The organism is bacterium SCSIO 12696, assembly GCA_024397955.1.
In the GTDB taxonomy this organism is placed as follows: Bacteria; Pseudomonadota; Gammaproteobacteria; order Pseudomonadales; family Porticoccaceae; genus SCSIO-12696.
In genome coordinates this window covers 1,785,773-1,806,197 of the sequence record CP073744.1, presented here as the reverse complement: position 1 = coordinate 1,806,197, position 20,425 = coordinate 1,785,773, and the positions used below count along the sequence as shown (strand labels likewise).

The following is a 20,425-nucleotide window of genomic DNA, read 5'->3' as shown; positions in this document are numbered from 1 at the left end:
GAATGACTGGATTGGTAACTATTGCCCAGCGCCTGACGGAATCGGGCCGCTTTCAAGGGTTTATCATTGGCCTGATCATACTCAATGGCATCGCCGTAGGGTTGGAAACCTGGGATTCGGTGGCGGTGAGCTATCACGATTGGTTTGTGGTGCTCTATGAAGTCGTGCTGGTGGCTTTTATTGTTGAGGCGCTGCTGAAAATGGCTGCCCACTGGCCCAAGCCATTTGACTACTTTAAAAGTGGTTGGAACTGCTTTGATTTTGCCATTATCTTGCTGAGTCTTGCGCCGGACTCCGGCGAATTGGCCATGCTGGCTCGTCTTGCCCGACTATTCAGGGTGCTGCGTTTGGTGTCCGCATTCCCGGAGTTGCGGCTGATTGTTGATACATTGCTGCGTTCACTGCCCAGTATGGGGCACGTAGCGATTCTGTTGTGTGTGCTGTTTTATATCTACGCAGTGGCGGGCTTTTATCTGTTTCACGATGTAGACCCCACTCACTGGCAGGATTTGCCCATCGCCCTGTTGAGCTTGTTCCGCATTGTTACCCTGGAAGACTGGACTGACATTATGTACACCGCCATGGCCGCCAAGCCCTGGGCGTGGGTGTACTTCGTGAGCTTTGTGGTGCTGGGTACCTTTGTGATGATCAACCTGTTTATTGCGGTGGTGTTGAACAATCTGGATGAGGCCAAGGCGGAAAAACTGCGCAAGCTGCGCACGGCACCCACCCATGACGAAATATTAAAAGAGCTGCGCGACACCCAAGATGCGCTGGCGCGTTTGCACGTTCGCCTGGAAGCCAGTGGTGTTGCTGCCGAGCCAAAAGAGGAGGGCACTTTGCATGTTGTTAATGATCGATAACTACGACTCCTTTACCTACAACGTGGTGCAGTACCTGGCAGAGTTGGATGCGGACGTTAAAGTGGTGCGCAATGATGAGCTCAGTGTGGACGATATTGAGCAGTTGGCTCCGGAACGCATTGTTATTTCCCCTGGCCCTTGCACACCCAATGAGGCGGGAATTTCGGTGGCTGCCATAGAGCGCTTTGCTGGCAAAGTGCCGCTGCTGGGTATCTGTCTGGGGCACCAGAGCATTGGCCAGGCATTTGGGGGCAAGATTGTGCGGGCCAAACAGGTCATGCACGGCAAAACCTCGTTGGTTCATCATAATAACAGCGGTGTGTTTCGCGGCCTCAGTAACCCGTTTACCGTGACCCGCTATCATTCACTGGTGATTGACCAGGCAACCTTGCCAGACTGCCTGGAAGTGACTGCCTGGACCGAAAACGACGATGGCAGCATCGATGAAATCATGGGGGTGCGCCATCGTGAACTGGCCATCGAAGGTGTGCAATTTCACCCGGAGTCCATACTCACCGAGCACGGCCACGATTTATTGCGGAATTTTTTGGAAACTTAGAATCTGTCATCCCCGCCTGCGCGGGAATGACAGGCTGAGGTATAGCTATGAACATCAAAGACGCCCTCAATGCGGTACTGAATAACACCGATCTTACCCATGCGCAGATGCAGGCGGTCATGGAACAAATTATGACCGGTCAATGCAGCGATGCGCAGATTGGCGGTTTCCTGGTAGGGCTGCGCGCCAAAGGCGAAACCGTGGACGAAATTGCCGGTGCCGCGGCTGTGATGCGCAAGTTGGCCACTCCTGTGGAAGTGAATGCCGATCACTTGGTGGATATTGTCGGCACCGGTGGCGACAGCGCCGGTACCTTTAATGTGTCCACCGCGTCCACCTTTGTGGCGGCAGCGGCAGGTGCTACGGTGGCCAAACACGGCAACCGCTCGGTGAGCAGTAAATCCGGCAGCGCCGATTTGCTGGAGGCCGCCGGTGTGAATTTGGGAATCAGTGCAGACCAGGTAAAGCAGTGCATTGAGCAGGTAGGCGTGGGTTTTATGTTCGCCGTTAACCATCACGCTGCCATGAAATACGCTATTGGCCCCCGTCGGGAACTGGGGGCACGCACCGTGTTTAACCTGTTGGGGCCGTTGACCAATCCAGCGTCAGTGCCCAATTTATTGCTGGGCGTGTTTAGTCGCGACTGGTTGAAGCCGGTCGCGGAGGTGATGCGTGAATTGGGTGCCAGCCATGTGCTGGTGGTTCACTCTGCGGATGGGCTGGATGAAATCAGCATTGCCGCAGAAACCTGGGTGGCTGAATTAAAAGACGGTGAAATCACCGAATACCAGATTGCTCCCGAAGATTTTGGCTTGCAACGATCCAGTCTTGAGCCCTTAAAAGTGGCCGATGCCCAACAGAGCTTGGCGATGGTTAACACTGCCTTGAGTCAGGCAGATCACCCAGCCGCTCATATTGTTGCCCTGAATGCCGGTGCCGCACTTTATGCGGCCAAGGTTGTTGGTAGTTTGCAACAGGGTGTGGCGTTGGCGTTAGATACCATTAATTCTGGTGAGGCGCTGAACAAATTGAATCAGCTGGCAACACTGTCCAGCCAGATGGCCGAGTAGCCCTATGACTGCAATAGATACTCCGACAATCCTGAAAAAAATTGTCGCCCGCAAACACGAAGAAGTAGCGGCTCGTTTGGCGGTTACCTCATTGGCAGAAATGCGCAGCCGGGCTGCAGAGCAATCATCCGCTCGAGGCTTTGTAGTGGCGTTGGAAAGCAAGTTGGCCACTGGTCAGTCTGCGGTGATCGCCGAAGTGAAAAAGGCCTCTCCCAGCAAAGGGGTGATTCGCCCGGACTTCGACCCGGCTCAGATTGCCAGAAGCTATGAACAATACGGTGCGGCTTGCTTGTCGGTGCTGACTGACATCGACTTTTTTCAGGGTGCGGATGAGTATCTGGTTTCGGCTCGAAACAGTGCTGGTCTGCCGGTGTTGCGCAAAGATTTTACCGTTGACCCGTTTCAGGTGGTGGAGGCCCGTGCACTGGGGGCTGACTGTATTCTGCTGATTGCCGCCTGCCTGTCGGATCAACAGATGTCCGACCTTAACGGCCTGGCCCATGAGGTAGGCTTGGATGTGTTGGTGGAAGTGCACAACGCTGAAGAGTGTGAACGTGCTTTGACGTTGGAGAACCGCCTGCTGGGTATCAACAACCGCGATTTGCACACCTTTGATACTTCATTGAACACCACCTTTGACCTACTGGCGATGATCCCCGATGACAAAGTAGTGGTGACCGAAAGTGGCATCCACACTGCCGCTGATGTGGAGGCAATGCGCGAGCACCAGATCAACGCATTTTTGGTGGGAGAGGCGTTTATGCGGGCGAAGGAACCGGGTGAGAAGTTGGCGGAGTTGTTCTTTTGAAGCAGTGAGCCTCGGGCTGCGAGCTGCGGGCTACGAGCAGATCGGAGAAAGTCGTCATTCTTTCCTTCGCTCAGAATGACAGAATTAAAAAAGGCAGCTTAATAAGCTGCCTTTTTTGTTAGTGGGTTCAGAGTGCTGAATCTGAATTTCGCTCGATCAGCTCGTAGCCAGAAGCTCGCTGCTTGAAGCGGTTATCTCGTTCCAAAAATCACCATCGTCTTGCCCTTCACATGCACTAAACCTTCGTCTTCAAGATTTTTCAGCACTCGGCCCACCATCTCCCGTGAGCAGCCAACGATACGGCCAATTTCCTGGCGGGTGATTTTGATCTGCATGCCGTCCGGGTGGGTCATGGCATCCGGTTCTTTACTTAGGTCCAGCAAAGTGCGGGCTACCCGGCCGGTAACGTCCATAAACGCTAAGTCTCCCACTTTGCGGGTGGTGTTGCGCAGCCGTTTGGCAATTTGGCAGCCGATAGCGTGTAAAAATTCTGGGTGGGCCTTCGCTACTTCGTGAAACTTGGAATAGCTGATTTCCCCAACTTCGCACTCCACCTTGGCGCGAATCCAGGCGCTTCGGTCACTTTGTCCAAAAATGCCCATTTCGCCAAAAAAGTCGCCTTCATTAAGGTAGGCCACAATCATTTCGCGGCCATCATCGTCTTCAATCAGAACGGTGACTGACCCTTTGGTGATGTAGTAGAGAGTGTCGCTCTCATCACCGGCGTAAATAATGGTACTCTTGGCTGGATAACGGCGTCGATGACAGTGGATCAAAAACTGCTCAACGTTAGGAATATGCGGAGTTATTGGGGCGGGGCTCACGTCTTCTTCGCTCCTGTCTTCAATGTCGAGTGCGAACTTGAATGTCGTCGTCATAAGCGTGCCGCCAGTGTTAATTATTAGAATCTGTGAATGGACTATCTTCACAAACTGGCAGACACATTGACGGTTAAGTAAAGCACGTTTGTTCTGTGAACTGTAGCGCGTTATTGAAAATAAAACACAATTTCCGGCCTATAAACCGGCTATTCATACTTTTTACGTAGAAATACCTTGGAGCAAATTCTATGCAGGCAACAGTAAAGTGGGGCGGCAACGCCATGTTCGTTGGGCATTCTGGCAGTGGTCATGAGGTTGTTATGGATGGCCCTCCCGACCACGGTGGTGAAAACAAAGGTGTGCGCCCGATGGAAATGCTGTTGCTGGGAATGGGTGGGTGTTCTTCCTTTGATGTGATGAGTATTTTAAAAAAGCGCCGCCAGAAGGTAGACAGCTGTGAGCTGAAGCTGGAGGCAGAGCGAGCGGACGCCGTTCCCGCAGTATTTACCCGCATCAACCTGCATTTTGTTGTGGGTGGGGAAGGCTTGTCTGAAAAGGCGGTGGCGCAGGCGGTCAGCTTGTCGGCAGAGAAGTATTGTTCAGCATCAATCATGCTGCAGCAAGGCGGTGTTGAAATAACTCACAGTTATGAGATTGTCGAATAGTACTCTTATTAGAGTGCTATTCGATTATTTCGGGCAAAAAAAAGCCGGAAACAAGGTGTTTCCGGCAAAAAATCCAAAATAGTTTGGATAGGAGGGTAGGTAAATCTTTACAGGTTGGCTGATTAAACTTCAGTCGAACCTTTTAAGTCGTCAACCGCAATCGCTGAACCGAGCAATGCGGAGATGGAGAGCATGATAGTCATTACGATCATGGTGTTGCCTCCGTTAACTGGCGTTTCATGGTGTTAACAATACGGAAATCTGTTTAATAACAAAAATGTATTGTTTTCATTTCAAGAATAACCCCTGGTTATTCCGCTGTGTTTCCTTCAGTGATGCTTGCTTTCAAGTCGTCAACTGCGATGGCTGCGCCAAGCAGTGCCGATATAGAAAGGATTGTGGTCATTACAATCATCGTTCTGCTCCTGTTCTATACTTTGTGTTTAACAAGCGCCTTGCTTTGTGGGGCGCTTGCTTTTCAATTTTTGCTCTTCATCCTGGTTGTGCTGCTTCAGGTCATCCCAGGCAATGGCTGACCCGAGCAGCCCAGAAATGGCGAGCATGATGGACATGATTAACATGGTGTTGCTCCTCTGTTTCCGTTGGGTTATTTGATGGTGGCCACTATAGGTGGATAAGAATAATAATAAAAATGTATTGGTTTTATTTTCGCTATAACTCAAAGGAATTATTGACCTGGTTCACGCGATGGCTGTGAACTGGGCAAAAAAAAGCGAGAAGCTATTGCTTCTCGCCAAATCCAATATAAGGAGGGGTAGGATAAAACTGGGTCAATAACTACAGGGGCTTACTCTTGGCTGTCGTTAGATTGAGGTTTTTCATGTTTAACAACGCTTTGCAGTAACTGTGCAGTGGCGTTTACCAGGTAAAGAGCGATCATGCTGGCCTCCAGTTGTGCGTCGTGGTTATTGAATGGCTGGCATTCTCTGAAATACTTTAAGATAATAAAAATGTATTGGTTTTATTTTAAAAATAACCAAAGGTTATTATATGGATCCGGTTACGCTATCGAGAGTTGATCTCAACCTGCTGGTCTCCCTGCAGGTATTGTTGGAAGAGCGCAATGTGACTCGGGCGGCTGCGCGGCTGTTTATTACTCAGCCTGCCATGAGTAAAACTTTGCAGCGCCTGCGCGACCTGTACCGAGATCCGCTGTTGGTGCGCAGTGGTCGAGGCTTGGTGACCACGCCCAAGGCTCAGGAGCTGCAGCGCCAGCTGCCTCAGGTGCTTTCCAGTATTTCCGAACTGGTGCGCAATAAAGAGATCAGTCCCGTGAAATTTACCGGCGAAATACGCATGGCGATGCCGGAGTTTCTAGCGGTATTGATTGTGCCGAAGCTGGTTCGCATTCTTTCTGTTGAGGCCCCCAATCTGACCTTGGCTGTTGCCGGGGAGCTGGGGGCTTATGAGCAGAGGCTGGAAGATGGCACTGTGGATTTTGCCATTGAGCGTGAAGAGGAATTGCCAGAAGACTTTGATACAACCCCCTTGAGTGGCTTCACCCTGGCCTGCTGGATGCGTCGTGGCCATCCGTTGGCTGATGATGAGCTGACCGTAGAGCGGATGCTTCGCTATAAGTGGGTCCACTACTACATGCTCAATACGGAGTCTATTGCCTCGCGTTCATCCACGTTGTTTGACCAGTGGTTGGCTCGTCAGGGTTATACCCGTGAAAAGCTATTGGTCACTACGCAATTAATGACGGCTCTGGATACCGTGTTCAATACCGACTGCCTGATGATCGGCAGCCTCCAGGATCTGGAGGTAGAGGGTGAGTTCTACGACATTGTTCGTAAGCCGTTGCCGGAAAGTCTTCAGGTGGAGCCATTTTTCCCGCTGAGCATCGTCAGTCACCGTCGCATTGCCACGTCACCCATGCATCGCTGGATTGTCAGCAAGGTCGTCCAGGTGGTTGAGGAAATGCGCAGTGAGCGAGCGCCTGACGAGCAGCAGGAGTTGGTTCTTTAAGCTGCGAGCAGCCGTTGATCTGTCTGCTGTTTAAATTCGATAACTTGTCTTGGTCATCGCCTTCGAGATTGCCGTCATCACCGCTTTTACCGGCCCGGGAAAGGCCAGACCGCCCGCTTCCAATGCGGCGTGAGAGTGGCGAGCTTCATCTTCCAACATCTGGCTGACCACTGCGCGGCTTTTTGCGTCTTCTTCAGGCAGTTCATGCAAGTGGCTTTCCAGGTGCTTACACACCTGATCTTCCGTGGCCGCGACAAAACCCAGGCTCAAGCGGTCACTGACCAGACCGGCACCGGCCCCGATCGCAAACGACATTCCATACCACAATGGGTTGAGCGCACTGCTGTGGCTGCCCAGCTGTTGCAGGCGCTGTTCGCACCATGCCAGATGGTCTATTTCCTCATCCGCAGCATGCTCCATTTCTGCGCGCACTTCCGGCAGCTTGGCGGTTAATGCCTGGCCACGATACAGGGCCTGAGCACACACTTCGCCAGAGTGGTTAACCCGCATCAGTCCGGCGGCGTGCCGGCGCTGCTGAGTGTCCAGCTCGGCCTCTGCTGCAACCTCCGCCGGTGAAGAGCGTGTCGGCTTTGGTGCCTGTGCGGCTACGGTGCGCAATCCGGCGTCCAACTCGGTAATCAGTTTGTCGAATAGGGTCAGGGTGCGTTGGCTCATAGTCGTTCCTGTTAAGTCTGGAGGCAGTATACCAAAACCGCCACTGGCCAATTCTGTAAACCCGGGTAGAATTGATCTCCAGCAATAAAACCCACAGTAAAAACAATGGAGAGCGGCATGCAGGATGCCAATGATCTGGGGCTGGTCATCGACGCGCACATTTCCCTGGTGGTGCTGGAAACTTACGACGAGCGTCGCGCCATCGACCTGTTGCAACGGGTCGCTCGTCAGCGCGATTTGCCTTTGTTTAGCTGGACAGTCACTGACGGCCTGCGCAACGCGGGTTTTGGCCTGCAATTGCAGCAGGGTGCCCAGCATTCGGAGCCAGAGCAGGTGCTGAACTACCTGAAAAGCCAGGCCGAGCCCGGTATCTACTGCCTGTGCGATTTTCACCCCTGGCTGGAGGATCACCCCAAAAATATTCGCCTGCTCAAGGATTACTGCTATCGCCACAGCGGCTTGAAAAGTGCCATTGTGTTGCTCAGTCACCGCTTGTCGTTGCCGGGGGAGCTGGCGCGGTTATCGGCGCGTTTCTCCATGAGCTTGCCCAGTGAAGAGCAAATATCCACGTTGGTGCGCGAGGAGGCGGCGAACTGGTCGAAGCGCAATAATTCCCGCAAGGTAAAAACCGACAATGCCACACTCAAGCAACTGGTGGCTAATCTCAAGGGGCTCACCCACTCCGAAGTGCGCCGTTTGGTGCGCGGCGCCATCGTCGATGATGGCGCGATTACCGAAGACGATCTGCCGGAAATCAACAAAGCCAAGTTTCAGTTGATGGACATGGAAGGGGTGCTGAGTTACGAATACCGCACTGAGAAATTCAGTGATGTGGCGGGTATGAATACCCTCAAAGAGTGGCTCAACAAACGCCGGCAGGTGTTTTTGGGTGAACACGGTGATGTGGATCCGCCTCGTGGCATTCTGCTGACCGGCGTTCAGGGGGGCGGTAAAAGCTTATCCGCCAAAGCGGTAGCTGGGGTTTGGGGGGTGCCGCTGCTGCGCCTGGATATGGCCGCCCTGTATAACAAGTACCACGGCGAGACCGAACGCAATTTGCGGGAATCCCTGGCCATGGCAGAGCGTATGTCGCCCTGTGTGTTGTGGATTGATGAAATTGAGAAGGGTCTGGCTACCGACGGTAGCGACAGTGCGCTGTCCCAGCGTGTTCTCGGTACCTTGCTCACCTGGATGGCGGAGCGAAGCCAACCAGTGTTTATGGTGGCCACGGCCAACGATATATCCAAATTACCGCCAGAGCTGGTGCGCAAAGGCCGCTTTGATGAGCTGTTTTTTGTGGATTTGCCAGATCTGGCCACCCGCTGCGATATCTTTCGTATTCACCTGGACAAGCGCCAGCTCAACTGCAATGACTTTGATTTGCAGCAACTGGCGCAGGCCAGTGAGGGCTTTTCCGGTGCGGAAATCGAGCAAGTGGTGGTTGCTGCGATTTATTCGGCCAGGGCCAGCAGTGATCAGCCCACTACCGCATCGGTCGTTAATGAGATACAAAATACCGCGCCTCTCTCTCAGGTGATGGCAGAGCGCATTGCATTGTTGCGTGCCTGGGCCAATGAACGTGGCGTGATCTCTGTATAACATTCCTTGATCTTTTGGCGCTGTGATTGGCTGCGGTTATTAGGGATTGTCCGATCGGGGAGTTTTGACCAGCCGCAGATGGTGATACCCTTATGGCCCTACATTCTTTATGCCCTTTGGGTTTTGTGACCACATAACAAAAACTGGAATCCGAGCCATGCTTGAACGGGATAAAAACATTTCCACCGAACAGAAAGCCTTGTCCATCAATCTGGACGAACACAAGTACGGTACGATTGTGGAAATTGGCGCTGGCCAAGAGGTGGCAAGACAGTTTTTTAAAGCCGGGGCGGCGGCGGGAACCATTGCCAAGACCAGCTCGGCTTACGATATGACCGTCAGTGACGCCATTTACGGCAAAGCGGGCCGTTATGTGAGTCGCGAGCGGGTTCACCAAATGCTGAACCTGGAGTTTGAGCTGTGTGTGAATCGCCTGGCGGAAGTTCGCCCGTCCATGTCTACCTTTTTCTCTTATGCGGCGACGGTCACTGCGCGCAGCTTTAAGGGCGGCAATGAATGTCACGGCTGGATTGGTGTTCGCTTGCAGCTGCGCCCCAAGGAGGAACCCTGTGAGATTGTCTGCCACGTGCGCATGCTCGATAACACCAATGAGTTGCAATCTGAGGCACTGGGCATTCTCGGTGTTAATCTGATTTACGCGGCGTACAACTACAGTCACAAGCCCAAGTGGTTGATCGAATCCCTGTTGGACGGTATTGGCCAGGGGCGCATTGAAGTGGACTTAATCGACTTCTCCGGTCCAGGGTTTTCTTACGTTGATAATCGCTTGACCAACCTGTACCTGGTGAACTCCTGGCTCACCCGTGCAGTATTGTTTGATGAAAGTGGCACTCCGGTAGTGCCTCGCGACTTCCTCTATAAAAAACCCGTGGCGGTAATGCGCAGCTCTTTCCGATTGCCCACATTGGTGCATACGGATATGGAGCATGTGGGCACCCAGCACCTGCAGAAAAAAGCGGGGGTGAACCCAGAGCGTATTGTGCGTCTGGCGGAAGTGTCTATGTCTCAGGTGATGAGCAACGACAAGCTGGATGACAATGACTTTTTGCTGAGAGTGGAGCTGGCCAATGCCATGGGCTTGCCGGTACTGCTGTCAGACTACGTGCGTTACTTTAGCTTACGCTCCTGGTTCCGTCGCCACACTAAGGAAGCCATTGCCATTTTGATGAAAACCGGTGATGTTCAAAACTACTTGTTTGATCTCGACTTCTACAACGACCTGGAAGGTGGCGCGTTGGAGGGGTTGGGCAAGCTGTTTGCCGACAACACCAATGTCATTGTTTATCCAGTAGAAAAAGACGGTGCGATTACTCAGCTCAAGGATTTGCAGTTTGCAGATAATCTCAAATACGTTGCTCAGCAAGTGATTCACAATAACAAGCTGGTAGACGCCGAAGGCTATGACCCCAATCTATTGGGTATTTCGGCTCGGGAGTTGATGCCTACCATTAGTGATGGCCCCGGTGCCTGGGAGGCCGCGTTGGAGCCTAAAGTAGTCGAGCTTATCAAGCGCAAGGGCTTGCATGGGTATCAGGGGTAAGGCTTTGCTAGATAATAAAAAACCGGCGCATTTTGCGCCGGTTTTTTATTGGGTATTTGAAATATGGATTGCTGATTATTTGATCTTTATGTTTGGAGTGTTTGCTTTGCTGTCTGGGAGAGCTTCTATTGATTGGAGAATTTTGCGTGTAATGGCTTCGTTACTTACCAATAAACTGCCCAAATTCTTCGATCACCACTTTCTTGGGAATCGCCACTCCAAAACCGTTAGCACCATTAAAACGGTTGTCAATTATTCGCTGAGTATTAACCCCAAGTAAGTTGCCCTCATTATCAATCAGTGGGCCGCCACTGCTGCCAGGCAGAATAGTGGCATCTACCAAGATGCGGTTTTCTTTTACAGTGGTGACTTTGCCAGCAGTGATTGAATTGCTTTGGCTTAAAGGGCTGCCAATAGCGAATACTTGTTGGGATTGTCGAGGCCACTGATAGTCGGCGGGCATTAAGAACGGAGTTCTGTGGCCATCGAGCTTTAGGAGTGCCAAATCGTGTTCTTTGGAAATTTTAATTAGCTTGACTTTGAGCTCAGTGGCGTCTTTCAGAAAGATCGAAAATCGCTTGGTGATCGATGCGCTCGAACTGGCTAAGTTGAAATCTCTTTGGCGCCTTCTCAGTTCTTTCTGTTGTTGCTGGGCTTCGGCTAAATCCTTTTTGTAATCTTTTTTTCGTTGTATATGATTTGTGCGGTGTGTTTCGTACTCTTCACGGGTGACAGGGTTTCGGTAAAGTCCTGGAGCGTCTACCGATTTTTTCATGTCTCGCAAGGTTTGTTCGTTCGTAGCGATCCGTGATTTCTCCTCTTTTAAGTAGGAGAATCTGCGTTGGAGGTTTTGCGCTTCCCTTTCAAGGCTTTGTTGTTGCTGTCGATGATTAGAAAACCCCTTGGGTCGTACCACGTGCTTGTTGGTAATTAAATAACCGTTATCGCTAACAAAAAAACCAGAACCCGAGCCGGTATTGGTTCGCAAGGTGACTACCGCGAGTGAAGCTTTTAGCTCAGGCGAACCAGTAGAGTATTTGCTTTGCAATTGTTCCTGTAGGTCAACTTTGGGACCAGTGTCAGAAGTGCTGCCGATAGAAGTCTTTTTATCACTAATAACCTCGGCACTTTTATTTTCGGCGGGCTTTTTATCGGTGTAGACCCAACGGCCGTTTTTGTCTTTGTATTTGTAGATTTGCCCGGCACTCGCCACTGGTAGTAGCAAGCTGGTTGCCAACAGTGCGGATAAGCCCAATAAAAAGTGACGTTTCACGGTTATTTGACTCCTTTCGTCTTTAACGCTGGGTATAACTCTAATCAGTCAGGTAAAAAGTGATGGTGGTCACGACGCGCACATCTTTGTCGATCTTTTGGGTGTCGCCGTAGTTTTCTCCCGCATCGCGCACGTAAAAACTGCCTTGGCGGGCGTCGCGAATACCGCCCACTTTGACACCGGCGTTGTCGGCAAATTCATTGGCGGCGACGCGGGCGTTTTTGGTGGCTTCTCGCAACATGTCTGGCTTGATTTCGTTGAGCCGGGTAAAACGATAGGTGGGAGCGCGGTTGCTGATGTTCATGCCTGTGGCAATCAGCTTGTTAACCTTGGTGCGCACCTGAGCCACCAAATCCACTTTGTCGGTTTCCACGCTGATGGAGCCGACCAATTGATGGGATTGATCCACCAGGTTTTGATCTTCGTCCCGATACTCCTGATATTGGTAGTCCACCACGCCAATATCTAATTCGTTATCGTCAAAACCGTTTTCTGACAACAAGGCGATAATGGTTTGTTGGTGTTGCTCCGCTTGCTGATAGAGTTGGGGAATATCGTCTCTCGACTTGCCATCCACGGTAAACAGGATTTGCCAGTTGGCCTGGTCGGCCCGTACCCGGCGTTCAGCCAGCCCCTTGGCCTCAGCGGTATTGAGCGCCACCTTGGCGTTGTACATGGTCTGGCCGATAAAGTAGCCGCCAGTGGCGAGTCCGGCGGCGATCAGTAGTGCCGTGAGAAAGTGATTGGGTTTGTGGGTGCTCATCTGTGTGTCCTTGCGTGTATTAACGTCCCTATTGTGCAGTAAGTGCTGCTCTAACAGTGTGGATTCTTTGTGAAGTTTACGACTCCGAACGAATCTGCTTTACGCCTGCCTCGCTGCCCAGCAATAACAAATCTGCCGGGCGTTGGGCAAACAAACCGTTGGTGACGACACCGACAATGCTGTTGATTCGGGCTTCGGTTTCGAGGGCATTGGTAATGGTGAAATTGTACAGGTCGAGAATGACATTGCCGTTATCGGTCACCACGCCTTCCCGGTATACCGGATCACAATCCAACTTGGTCAGCTCTCTGGCTACATAGCTTCTGGCCATGGGTATCACTTCCACAGGCAATGGGAAGTTACCCAGAGTATCCACCCATTTGCTGCTGTCGGCGATGCACACAAATTCTTTTGACGCAGCGGCGACGATTTTTTCCCGGGTAAGGGCAGCACCGCCGCCTTTGATCAGTTCCAGTTTTGGGTTGGTTTCGTCAGCGCCGTCGATGTAGATATCCAGAGTGCCGGCGCTATTGAGGTCGACCACTTCGATACCGTGATTGCGCAGGCGTTCAGCTGATGCTTCAGAGCTGGCCACGGCGGCGCGAAATTTGGCCTTGTGTTCCGCTAGGGCGTCAATAAAGCAGTTGGCGGTAGAACCGGTACCAATGCCGACAATACTGTCTTCATTGATGCGGGTCAGGGTGTAATCGACAGCGGCCTTTGCAACCGCTTGCTTGAGTTCATCTTGGGTCATTGGAAGTTCGGTTCAGCAGGGTGAGCGGCATTATATCGATACCGCTGCCAGCTATCGACAGGTAATCACGGCGGATTCTGTGGCGATAGCGTCTAGTGGGATATCCCAGGAGTTGGCGGTGATGTTATCCAATTGCTGGCAGCTGTGAGCCAGACCGATCAGCGTGGGTCGCCGTGAGCTGGTTTTGGTAAACGCCAGTGTGCGGTCGTAGAAGCCTCCGCCCATGCCGATGCGATTGCCATAAGCATCAAAGGCGACCAGTGGCATCAGAATCATATCCAGCGCCCAAGTTGGGGTAATGTTGCCGTCCGTTAGAGAGGGCTCGGGGTAGCCAAGATGGCTGACGGTTAGCCGATCACCACTGCGATAGGGCACAAAGTGAATGCGATTGTGCTTGAGCGGGTGCAACACCGGCAGGTAACAGCGTTTGCCCGCTGCTTCTGCCAGCAGCAACGTGGGCAATGGGTCAATCTCGCCATCGTTGCCCAGATACAGGGCGATGCGCCGAGCGCGGCGGAACTCTGGCAAATTGGCTATCTGCCGCGACAAGCCTTCGGCGGCATGGCGCTGCTGCTGCGCTGACAAGCTGCGGCGGCGATGGCGGACTTCGGCGCGAATTTGGTTTTTGTTCATGGTGCTTTTGTTCCGATCACCTGTGGTCGCAGTAAGCTACTCCCACCACAGGCTTTAAGCATTACTGCCAATTTCTGGATAATGTTATCAGCCAATGATGGATAGAATTTAAGTTTTTTGCGATGGTGAGAGTGTGAGGACGCTGAGAAGGTGTACGTTTTTTGAGAAAGTAAGTGTGTGAGAGCAAGGAAGCACCGCACACAAGGAGTGAGCGTATGCATATACGTGATCGACTGAGCACCGCAGTAACGCCGCTATCGCGTCAACAGCACATTCACTGGTGCCATTAAAAAGGCCCCAGGTGTGCCGCTGTCAACGTTAGCCTTGAACCGTACGATTCAAGGTGGAGGCTCCAGTACCACATCAGGCTTTCCGCCGCACGGACTTGCACAACAGTGGCAACAACGAACTTCCGGGGGTAACGCTATCGGCTCAGGACATTCGTTGACTGGCGAACACCCCAGGGTTGTGAGGATTATACCGTGTGTGGTCTGGCTTAAAACAGCTCGGCGTTCTCAAATTGCTGAAGGGCGTCATCCAGGGTGTTGTTCAAATCCTGCAGGCGCTGTTTGGCCTCATCGCCCATAGCGCCGTCCTGTTGCACTTTCATCAGATCGTAAGTGAGGTTGAGCCCGGCCATCACTGCGATGCGTTCCAGCCCCAATACGCTGCCACTGTTTTTAATATTGCGCATGCGCTGATCCAGAGCGCGAGCAGAATCCAGCAAGGCGATGCGTTCGTCTGGCGGGCAGCTGACCTGGTACTCTTTGTCGAGAATTTTGATGTTGGTGGTGTTGCTCACAGGGCTTTCCTTTGGGTCAGGCCTCGCTGTTCAGGCTTTTCAGGCGGGTAATCATACCCTCAACCCGGTTGCGTGCCTGTTCGTTCTTTTCAATCAGTTTACTGCGCTCCCGCAGCAAACTTGCCTCCCGTTCCCGCAAGGACTTGTTTTCCTGGTGCAGGCGGGTGCACAGGGCGATCAGTCGATCGACCTTTTGTTCAATGTGTTGGAGCTGATCCTGCTGCATGAGCGCGTGTTTACCTCAGGGGAGCCGAGTGGCTACGTATTAACCGCTAACTATATTGTGACCCATTGCGGGGGTCAACGATTTAAAGTGATTTCTAGAAGGCGGCGCTAGCTTCTGTGATTGTCGGCACTTTTTATGACATTTTTTAGGACAAAACCCACGTGGATGTTGTGTGTTAGCATTTGCACCTATTCAATCTGTAGATCCAGCCAAATACCATGAAAGTTGATTTTGAAAGCTTGGCCGATGCGCTCTTTAAAGCGGCCATTAACGAAAACCCATCTGAGTTACACGGCTTGCTGTGTGGCCGTATAGCCGGTGGTCAGAAATTGTCCGATGACCAATGCCTGGCCGCGGTTGTCGAACATTTTTCAGAAGATGGCGACAAGTTCGCCGCTATCTCCGAACAACTGTTGGCACTTTATAAGCTGGCGTACGACAAACTTCGCGACACCGGCTTTGGCTTTGAACTGTTGCTGCCGGACGATGACTACGAACTAGCTCAGCGCCTCGACAGCTTGGGGCTTTGGTGCCAGGGTTTTTTGGTGGGTTTGGGTCTCTCTGGCCTGTCCAGCGATACCCAGTTTTCCGCCGATGCGGCTGATGCCCTCAAAGATCTGGCGCAAATTGCTCAAATCGACGCCGCCGAGCTGGAGAGCGACGAGAGCGAAACCAACTTTTTTGAAGTGACCGAATATGTGCGTATGGCCGCATTGATGGTGCATTCTGAAGTGAACACCACCAACACGTCGAAACAGCCCACTATTCACTGAGCCATTTGTTCAGGAGTTAATATCGATCATGGCTATCCCCGCCGCTGAGTTTTCCCGCCGTCGCCGCACACTGATGAACCTGATGGGCAGCAACAGCATCGCCATACTGCCCGCAGCCCCCATGCGAGTACGCAGCCGCGACACTGAGTATTTGTATCGGCAAGACAGTGACTTTCATTATTTGTGTGGCTTTCCAGAACCGGAAGCGGTGCTGGTGTTGTTGCCTGGCCGTGAGCAGGGCGAGTTTGTGCTGTTTTGCCGCGAGCGCAATCGTGAGCGGGAAATATGGGACGGCTATCGTCAGGGGCCGGAAGGGGCTTGTAAGAACTATCAGGCCGATGATGCATTTCCCATCGGTGATATTGACGACATTCTTCCCGGCTTGCTGGAGGGTCGCGACCGGGTTTATTACTCCATGGGTCGTCATCCGGAATTCGACAGCCAGTTGATGGGCTGGGTCAACCATATACGCGGGCAAGTAAAAACTGGCGCTATTCCTCCCAACGAATTCAGCGATCTCGATCACTTCCTTCACGACCTGCGGCTTTACAAAAGCGCCGAGGAGTTGAAAGTGATGCGCCGCGCCGGTGAAATCAGTGCCGCTGCCCACTGTCGCGCTATGCAAGCGTGCCGCCCCGGCTTGTACGAATACCAGCTAGAGGCAGAAATTAACCACGAGTTTGCCAATTGTGGTGCCCGCAACCCGGCCTATAACTCCATTGTGGGTGCTGGCGCCAATGGCTGCATCCTGCACTACATTGAAAACCGCGACCGCTTAAACGATGGTGATTTGGTGCTGATTGACGCCGGTTGTGAACTGCACGGCTACGCCGCAGATATTACCCGCACATTCCCGGTAAATGGCCGCTTTAGTGAGCAGCAACGCGCACTCTATAAAATTGTGCTGGCCGCCCAGCAAGCGGCTTTTGATCAGGTAAAACCGGGCAACCCGTGGAGTGCTGGTCACGATGCTGCGGTGGCCGTCATTGTCGAGGGGCTGCTGGAGCTGGGTTTGTTGCGTGGCGATCGGGATGAGCTGATTGAAAGTGGTGCCTACCGGGAATTTTATATGCACAAAACCGGGCACTGGATTGGCCTGGATGTACACGACGTAGGCGACTATCGGGTTGACGATCACTCCCGCGTATTGGAGTCGGGCATGGTGCTGACCGTAGAACCGGGTATTTACATCGCCCCAGACAACCTCAATGTAGAAGAAAAATGGCGCGGTATTGGTATTCGCATCGAAGATAACCTGGCAGTCACCGCCGATGGCCACGAATGCCTGACGGCAGGTGTGCCGAAAGACCCGGACGACGTTGAACAGTTGATGGCCAGCGGCCAATAAAATTGATAAGGCAGACAATTGATGAACTCCCTTTTGATAACAGGAACCCACGGCACCCCAATTACTTTGGTAGAAACCGGCAACTACGATGCGTGGTTTGAACAACAGCCAGAACCATTGCAAAACTGGTTGGCCAGTACAGAGTACAAGGGCAAGGGTATCAGTCTGGTGCCCGGTGAAGAGGGCGTATTGAACCAAGTGATTCTTGGTGTGGCCGACGCCAATAACCATTTTATCTGCGGTGACTTACCCACCAGTTTGCCCGTCGGTGATTATCGCTTGAAGGCAGGTGAGGCGCAGCAAAAACTGGCCGCGTTTAGTTGGGGGTTGGGTGCGTACAGTTTTGACCGCTACAAGAAAAGCGAGAAAAAAGAACGACCACAGCTGGTGTTGCCTACTCAAGAATTGGTGGATGAGGCGGATAAGTTGGTGCAGGCAGTGGCGTTGGTGCGGGATATGGTGAATACACCCGCCGGTGACATGATGCCCCAGCATATGGCAGAGGTGATGGAAAATCTGGCCAGTGAATTTGGTGCAGAGGTCAATCAAATTATCGGTGACGATCTGCTGACTGAAAATTACCCCACGATTCACGCAGTCGGGCGCGCCAGTGTGCACGCGCCGCGATTAATTGACTTGCGCTGGGGCGACGAGAATCATCCTAAAGTTACCTTGGTGGGCAAGGGGGTATGTTTTGACAGCGGTGGCCTGGACTTAAAGCCGGCTGCCGGAATGCGCTTTATGAAAAAAGACATGGGCGGTGCCGCTCATGTGGCCGGCCTGGCGCGGCTGATTATGTCTCACAACCTGCCAGTGCGTTTGCGGGTATTGGTTCCCGCGGTGGAAAACGCCGTATCCGGCAATGCCTTCCGCCCCGGTGATGTAATTACCACTCGCCAGGGTTTGACCGTGGAGATCGACAATACCGATGCGGAAGGCCGCTTGGTGTTGTGCGATGCACTGACCGAGGCCTGCACTGAAAACCCGGAATTGATTGTGGACTTTGCCACTCTTACCGGCGCCTGCCGTGTGGCCCTGGGCACCGAATTGCCCGGGTTCTTTACCGACGATAAAGGGTTGGCATCTGAGCTATCCGAACAGGGCGATAACGCCGATGACCCGGTGTGGCAATTGCCGTTGCATAAACCCTACAAGGCGATGCTGAAAAGTGAAATTGCCGATATGACCAACTGTGCTAGCGGCCCCTTTGGTGGCGCTATCACCGCTGCGCTCTACCTGCAGGCATTTGTGGATAAAGATGTGCCATGGGTGCACTTCGATATTATGGCCTGGAATAATCGCAAACAGTCCGGTCGTCCGGTGGGTGGTGAGGCGTTTGGAATGCGTGCGGTTTTTGAGGTACTTAAAAAGCGATATAAATAATTGGTCGTTGATAGATATTTTTATCTTGCATGACTTTTTTGAAATACATTCTTGCGGTTTTTGGCCCTTGGTTTGCATTTTTTGCGGGTGATTATTTTTATGGCTCTAGCCATATGATTTTTCACCATCCTTGTGAGTCGGTATATCTTGGTTGTTTGACAATGGATATGCTGAGTTTTGGGTTGAAAGGGCTGATTTCCGGAGTTTTTATATCTGCTCTTCTTTCATCAAAAAAACAGTTCTGGCTTTCTTTGTGTTCGATGGGCCTGTTGGTTGCGCTAATAACACTCAGATTAATAGGCGTGAACCAGTGGGATTACCTGCTCGACCCATATCTTTATTTAAGTATTCATATTCCGATTTTTTTAGGTTGTGCTTTAAGTTTATTCATTTGGCTAGGCGTCAAAAAAGTTATACCAATTAAAGATGTAACGTGAGTTGCTGGTTTGTTGCACCGACTTTTCAGTAATTTATTGCTTTAACTTCTAAAGCTTAACGATATAAACCAAACTTAAAAACGGCGGCAGGTTGGTGCTGTTCTCAATCGTAATGTCGTGTTTATGACCGCCACTGGCTGCATTTTTTGCCCCAAACGCACCACTTTTAATATCGACTGTTGAACTTGTTTTAGCGCTGCTGGCGGTGTGTGTATGGCTGCTTTGACCGCCGCTTTTGCCAACGCTATCGAACACGTTAGTGCCACGGATAAAGCGGTTTCGAAGGTCAGGTGTGCCATCCTCCCCATTGCAAATGGCCCAACCCAGCGGTGGTTGTAAATAGGTATTGCCGTCCTCGCCTTCCTTCAGGTTGGTTTCTCTGGGCTGCCAGGCAATCACGGTGCCTTTGGGTACACCGTATGTGCTTTCCGGCAGTGGTGGCGTTCCGTAATCTCTCAACAACGCTCGTGAGCGTTTGTATTCCAACGGCAAGTGGCTCCAGTAGCTGCGCGCCGTGGCCGCGATAGGCGCGCTGTGAATTTTTATGTTTCCTTCGCGCATATCCTTGAGCATAGCGAGAATATCGTCCAGGTTGGTCAGTACACCTGGGCGGCGTTCCCCGTCCACGTACAAGCCGCCGGAGCGAGCGGCGAACATCAGCTCCACTTTGCTGTTAGTGAGTGTTTGCCGGTTGTCGTTAGAGATGCCGCCTTCCGCACTGCCGGACACAAACGCGGCTTTAAACGCGGCTTTGATTTTGCTGGATTTAGTGGTGTCGGTTTCGGTAATCTTGCCGCGCACCGCAATTCGGTAGCCATAGGTGATGGCGGAAATATAGTGGGAACCGTAGTCCGCCAGGAACTGTTGGCGAAACTCGGTGTTGTCTGCGCCGCCGTTTTCAAAGCTAGGCACAACATCTGTATTCCACTTGACTTCGCCGTTGGGGGCAGACTCCACAATATCGTGGACGATACCTTTGGCGTCGATCACCGCGTAGATGGAGTGCGACGATTGACGTTCCTGGCGCGCCTGTTCGTAAGCGGCATCCGCTGAAGCAAAATTGTATGAGCCCTGAAAGTAGGCCGACAGAATGTTGGCTTCGTCGCGAACGGAGTTGGTTTCTTCCAGGCGAAAGTTTTCAGTCAGTGTGTAATCTTCGATGGGCACGGATTTCAGTTGGGTATTCAGTTTCAGTGGTTGTTGGCCCACCCGGCGCAGTGGCGCACCGGGGTCTGACATATCTACGCCATCACCGATATTTAATTTCCCCTCGCTGATAAAACCGGGATTTATTGGGTACTGGGTGCGGCTAATAGCATGGTTGTTAAAATCTGAGTTGTTGAAGTCTGTATCCTCAGCACTTCCGCTATTTGTTATTGGTGTGGATGCTGAATTATCAGCCGCTGGATTTGCTGACTCGTTA

22 protein-coding genes and 1 other RNA gene are annotated in these 20,425 nt (G+C 52.1%); 12 read left to right on the top strand and 11 right to left on the bottom strand.

The features are described 5' to 3' along the window. Window positions 1-2 precede the first annotated feature (2 nt). Genes KFE80_08345 through trpC form a run of 4 tightly spaced genes read left to right on the top strand, consistent with a single transcriptional unit; the run spans window position 3 to window position 3,300 of the window. Window positions 3-863 (top strand): ion transporter, encoded by an 861-nt coding sequence (locus KFE80_08345; GenBank protein UTW44406.1) that lies wholly within the window; start codon window positions 3-5, stop codon window positions 861-863. Beyond that, window positions 844-1,422: an aminodeoxychorismate/anthranilate synthase component II gene (locus KFE80_08340; protein UTW44405.1), complete on the top strand. Its 579-nt coding sequence runs from the start codon at window positions 844-846 to the stop codon at window positions 1,420-1,422. The genes KFE80_08345 and KFE80_08340 overlap by 20 nt, the downstream gene beginning before the upstream one ends. A gap of 47 nt (window positions 1,423-1,469) precedes the next feature. Next, window positions 1,470-2,492 carry an anthranilate phosphoribosyltransferase gene (trpD, locus tag KFE80_08335; GenBank protein ID UTW44404.1) on the top strand — a complete coding sequence of 341 codons (1,023 nt, stop codon included), beginning with the start codon at window positions 1,470-1,472 and terminating at the stop codon, window positions 2,490-2,492. Window positions 2,493-2,496: 4 nt separating this feature from the next. Then, window positions 2,497-3,300: an indole-3-glycerol phosphate synthase TrpC gene (gene trpC, locus KFE80_08330; protein ID UTW44403.1), complete on the top strand. Its 804-nt coding sequence runs from the start codon at window positions 2,497-2,499 to the stop codon at window positions 3,298-3,300. A 191-nt stretch (window positions 3,301-3,491) separates the two neighbouring features. Here trpC and crp read toward each other — a convergent pair whose 3' ends face one another. Beyond that, entirely contained in the window at window positions 3,492-4,178 is a 687-nt protein-coding gene (crp, locus tag KFE80_08325) for a cAMP-activated global transcriptional regulator CRP (GenBank protein ID UTW44402.1), read from the bottom strand. Between the two features lie 191 nt (window positions 4,179-4,369). Between crp and KFE80_08320 the strand changes: the two genes are divergently transcribed. Next, window positions 4,370-4,786, top strand: a complete 417-nt coding sequence (locus KFE80_08320; protein ID UTW44401.1) for an OsmC family protein — start codon at window positions 4,370-4,372, stop codon at window positions 4,784-4,786. A gap of 443 nt (window positions 4,787-5,229) precedes the next feature. On the opposite strand, the gene KFE80_08315 is transcribed toward KFE80_08320, so the two are convergent. Continuing rightward, window positions 5,230-5,367, bottom strand: a complete 138-nt coding sequence (locus tag KFE80_08315) for a hypothetical protein (protein UTW44400.1) — start codon at window positions 5,365-5,367, stop codon at window positions 5,230-5,232. Between the two features lie 430 nt (window positions 5,368-5,797). Between KFE80_08315 and KFE80_08310 the strand changes: the two genes are divergently transcribed. Continuing rightward, complete coding sequence (locus KFE80_08310; GenBank protein UTW44399.1) at window positions 5,798-6,775, top strand: LysR family transcriptional regulator; 978 nt, start codon at window positions 5,798-5,800, stop codon at window positions 6,773-6,775. A 30-nt stretch (window positions 6,776-6,805) separates the two neighbouring features. Here KFE80_08310 and coq7 read toward each other — a convergent pair whose 3' ends face one another. Beyond that, on the bottom strand, window positions 6,806-7,450 hold the full coding sequence (gene coq7, locus KFE80_08305) for a 2-polyprenyl-3-methyl-6-methoxy-1,4-benzoquinone monooxygenase (GenBank protein ID UTW44398.1): 645 nt from the start codon (window positions 7,448-7,450) through the stop codon (window positions 6,806-6,808). A gap of 117 nt (window positions 7,451-7,567) precedes the next feature. Between coq7 and KFE80_08300 the strand changes: the two genes are divergently transcribed. Continuing rightward, complete coding sequence (locus KFE80_08300; protein ID UTW44397.1) at window positions 7,568-9,049, top strand: AAA family ATPase; 1,482 nt, start codon at window positions 7,568-7,570, stop codon at window positions 9,047-9,049. Window positions 9,050-9,206: 157 nt separating this feature from the next. After that, window positions 9,207-10,610 (top strand): TonB-dependent receptor, encoded by a 1,404-nt coding sequence (locus KFE80_08295; GenBank protein UTW44396.1) that lies wholly within the window; start codon window positions 9,207-9,209, stop codon window positions 10,608-10,610. A gap of 160 nt (window positions 10,611-10,770) precedes the next feature. Here the strand turns inward: KFE80_08295 and KFE80_08290 are convergent, their stop codons facing one another. The 7 genes from KFE80_08290 to KFE80_08260 form a co-directional block, all read right to left on the bottom strand. Continuing rightward, a complete protein-coding gene (locus tag KFE80_08290; GenBank protein ID UTW44395.1) occupies window positions 10,771-11,883 on the bottom strand; it encodes a trypsin-like peptidase domain-containing protein in 1,113 nt (370 codons plus the stop codon). Between the two features lie 40 nt (window positions 11,884-11,923). Further along, window positions 11,924-12,646: an SIMPL domain-containing protein gene (locus KFE80_08285; GenBank protein UTW44394.1), complete on the bottom strand. Its 723-nt coding sequence runs from the start codon at window positions 12,644-12,646 to the stop codon at window positions 11,924-11,926. Between the two features lie 76 nt (window positions 12,647-12,722). Next, window positions 12,723-13,400, bottom strand: a complete 678-nt coding sequence (gene rpiA / locus KFE80_08280; protein ID UTW44393.1) for a ribose-5-phosphate isomerase RpiA — start codon at window positions 13,398-13,400, stop codon at window positions 12,723-12,725. A 51-nt stretch (window positions 13,401-13,451) separates the two neighbouring features. Next, window positions 13,452-14,033: a 5-formyltetrahydrofolate cyclo-ligase gene (locus KFE80_08275; protein UTW44392.1), complete on the bottom strand. Its 582-nt coding sequence runs from the start codon at window positions 14,031-14,033 to the stop codon at window positions 13,452-13,454. Between the two features lie 290 nt (window positions 14,034-14,323). Beyond that, window positions 14,324-14,503, bottom strand: a non-coding RNA gene (gene ssrS, locus KFE80_08270) — 6S RNA. A 26-nt stretch (window positions 14,504-14,529) separates the two neighbouring features. Next, complete coding sequence (locus KFE80_08265; protein UTW44391.1) at window positions 14,530-14,835, bottom strand: cell division protein ZapA; 306 nt, start codon at window positions 14,833-14,835, stop codon at window positions 14,530-14,532. Between the two features lie 16 nt (window positions 14,836-14,851). Beyond that, window positions 14,852-15,061: a TIGR02449 family protein gene (locus KFE80_08260; protein ID UTW44390.1), complete on the bottom strand. Its 210-nt coding sequence runs from the start codon at window positions 15,059-15,061 to the stop codon at window positions 14,852-14,854. A gap of 218 nt (window positions 15,062-15,279) precedes the next feature. On the opposite strand from KFE80_08260, the gene KFE80_08255 reads away from it, so the two are divergent. From KFE80_08255 to KFE80_08240, 4 genes are read left to right on the top strand one after another with little or no spacing between them, the layout of a single operon-like run. Then, window positions 15,280-15,834: a UPF0149 family protein gene (locus tag KFE80_08255; GenBank protein ID UTW44389.1), complete on the top strand. Its 555-nt coding sequence runs from the start codon at window positions 15,280-15,282 to the stop codon at window positions 15,832-15,834. A 28-nt stretch (window positions 15,835-15,862) separates the two neighbouring features. Next, window positions 15,863-17,182, top strand: coding sequence for a Xaa-Pro aminopeptidase (gene pepP, locus KFE80_08250; protein ID UTW44388.1), 1,320 nt, complete (start codon window positions 15,863-15,865; stop codon window positions 17,180-17,182). A 21-nt stretch (window positions 17,183-17,203) separates the two neighbouring features. Further along, on the top strand, window positions 17,204-18,565 hold the full coding sequence (locus KFE80_08245; protein ID UTW44387.1) for a leucyl aminopeptidase family protein: 1,362 nt from the start codon (window positions 17,204-17,206) through the stop codon (window positions 18,563-18,565). 38 nt (window positions 18,566-18,603) lie between these two features. After that, a complete protein-coding gene (locus KFE80_08240; GenBank protein ID UTW44386.1) occupies window positions 18,604-19,002 on the top strand; it encodes a hypothetical protein in 399 nt (132 codons plus the stop codon). 48 nt (window positions 19,003-19,050) lie between these two features. Here the strand turns inward: KFE80_08240 and KFE80_08235 are convergent, their stop codons facing one another. Then, a complete protein-coding gene (locus KFE80_08235; GenBank protein ID UTW44385.1) occupies window positions 19,051-20,241 on the bottom strand; it encodes a hypothetical protein in 1,191 nt (396 codons plus the stop codon). Window positions 20,242-20,425 lie beyond the last annotated feature (184 nt).

What these genes read in the sequence shown, in the direction of transcription:
- KFE80_08345 (UTW44406.1), top strand. Translation starts at nt 3, where the DNA reads ATGACTGGATTGGTAACTATTGCCCAGCGCCTGACGGAATCGGGCCGC.
- KFE80_08340 (UTW44405.1), top strand. Translation starts at nt 844, where the DNA reads ATGTTGTTAATGATCGATAACTACGACTCCTTTACCTACAACGTGGTG.
- trpD (UTW44404.1), top strand. Translation starts at nt 1,470, where the DNA reads ATGAACATCAAAGACGCCCTCAATGCGGTACTGAATAACACCGATCTT.
- trpC (UTW44403.1), top strand. Translation starts at nt 2,497, where the DNA reads ATGACTGCAATAGATACTCCGACAATCCTGAAAAAAATTGTCGCCCGC.
- crp (UTW44402.1), bottom strand. Translation starts at nt 4,178, where the DNA reads ATGACGACGACATTCAAGTTCGCACTCGACATTGAAGACAGGAGCGAA.
- KFE80_08320 (UTW44401.1), top strand. Translation starts at nt 4,370, where the DNA reads ATGCAGGCAACAGTAAAGTGGGGCGGCAACGCCATGTTCGTTGGGCAT.
- KFE80_08315 (UTW44400.1), bottom strand. Translation starts at nt 5,367, where the DNA reads ATGTTAATCATGTCCATCATGCTCGCCATTTCTGGGCTGCTCGGGTCA.
- KFE80_08310 (UTW44399.1), top strand. Translation starts at nt 5,798, where the DNA reads ATGGATCCGGTTACGCTATCGAGAGTTGATCTCAACCTGCTGGTCTCC.
- coq7 (UTW44398.1), bottom strand. Translation starts at nt 7,450, where the DNA reads ATGAGCCAACGCACCCTGACCCTATTCGACAAACTGATTACCGAGTTG.
- KFE80_08300 (UTW44397.1), top strand. Translation starts at nt 7,568, where the DNA reads ATGCAGGATGCCAATGATCTGGGGCTGGTCATCGACGCGCACATTTCC.
- KFE80_08295 (UTW44396.1), top strand. Translation starts at nt 9,207, where the DNA reads ATGCTTGAACGGGATAAAAACATTTCCACCGAACAGAAAGCCTTGTCC.
- KFE80_08285 (UTW44394.1), bottom strand. Translation starts at nt 12,646, where the DNA reads ATGAGCACCCACAAACCCAATCACTTTCTCACGGCACTACTGATCGCC.
- rpiA (UTW44393.1), bottom strand. Translation starts at nt 13,400, where the DNA reads ATGACCCAAGATGAACTCAAGCAAGCGGTTGCAAAGGCCGCTGTCGAT.
- KFE80_08275 (UTW44392.1), bottom strand. Translation starts at nt 14,033, where the DNA reads ATGAACAAAAACCAAATTCGCGCCGAAGTCCGCCATCGCCGCCGCAGC.
- KFE80_08260 (UTW44390.1), bottom strand. Translation starts at nt 15,061, where the DNA reads ATGCAGCAGGATCAGCTCCAACACATTGAACAAAAGGTCGATCGACTG.
- KFE80_08255 (UTW44389.1), top strand. Translation starts at nt 15,280, where the DNA reads ATGAAAGTTGATTTTGAAAGCTTGGCCGATGCGCTCTTTAAAGCGGCC.
- pepP (UTW44388.1), top strand. Translation starts at nt 15,863, where the DNA reads ATGGCTATCCCCGCCGCTGAGTTTTCCCGCCGTCGCCGCACACTGATG.
- KFE80_08245 (UTW44387.1), top strand. Translation starts at nt 17,204, where the DNA reads ATGAACTCCCTTTTGATAACAGGAACCCACGGCACCCCAATTACTTTG.
- KFE80_08235 (UTW44385.1), bottom strand. Translation starts at nt 20,241, where the DNA reads ATGTCAGACCCCGGTGCGCCACTGCGCCGGGTGGGCCAACAACCACTG.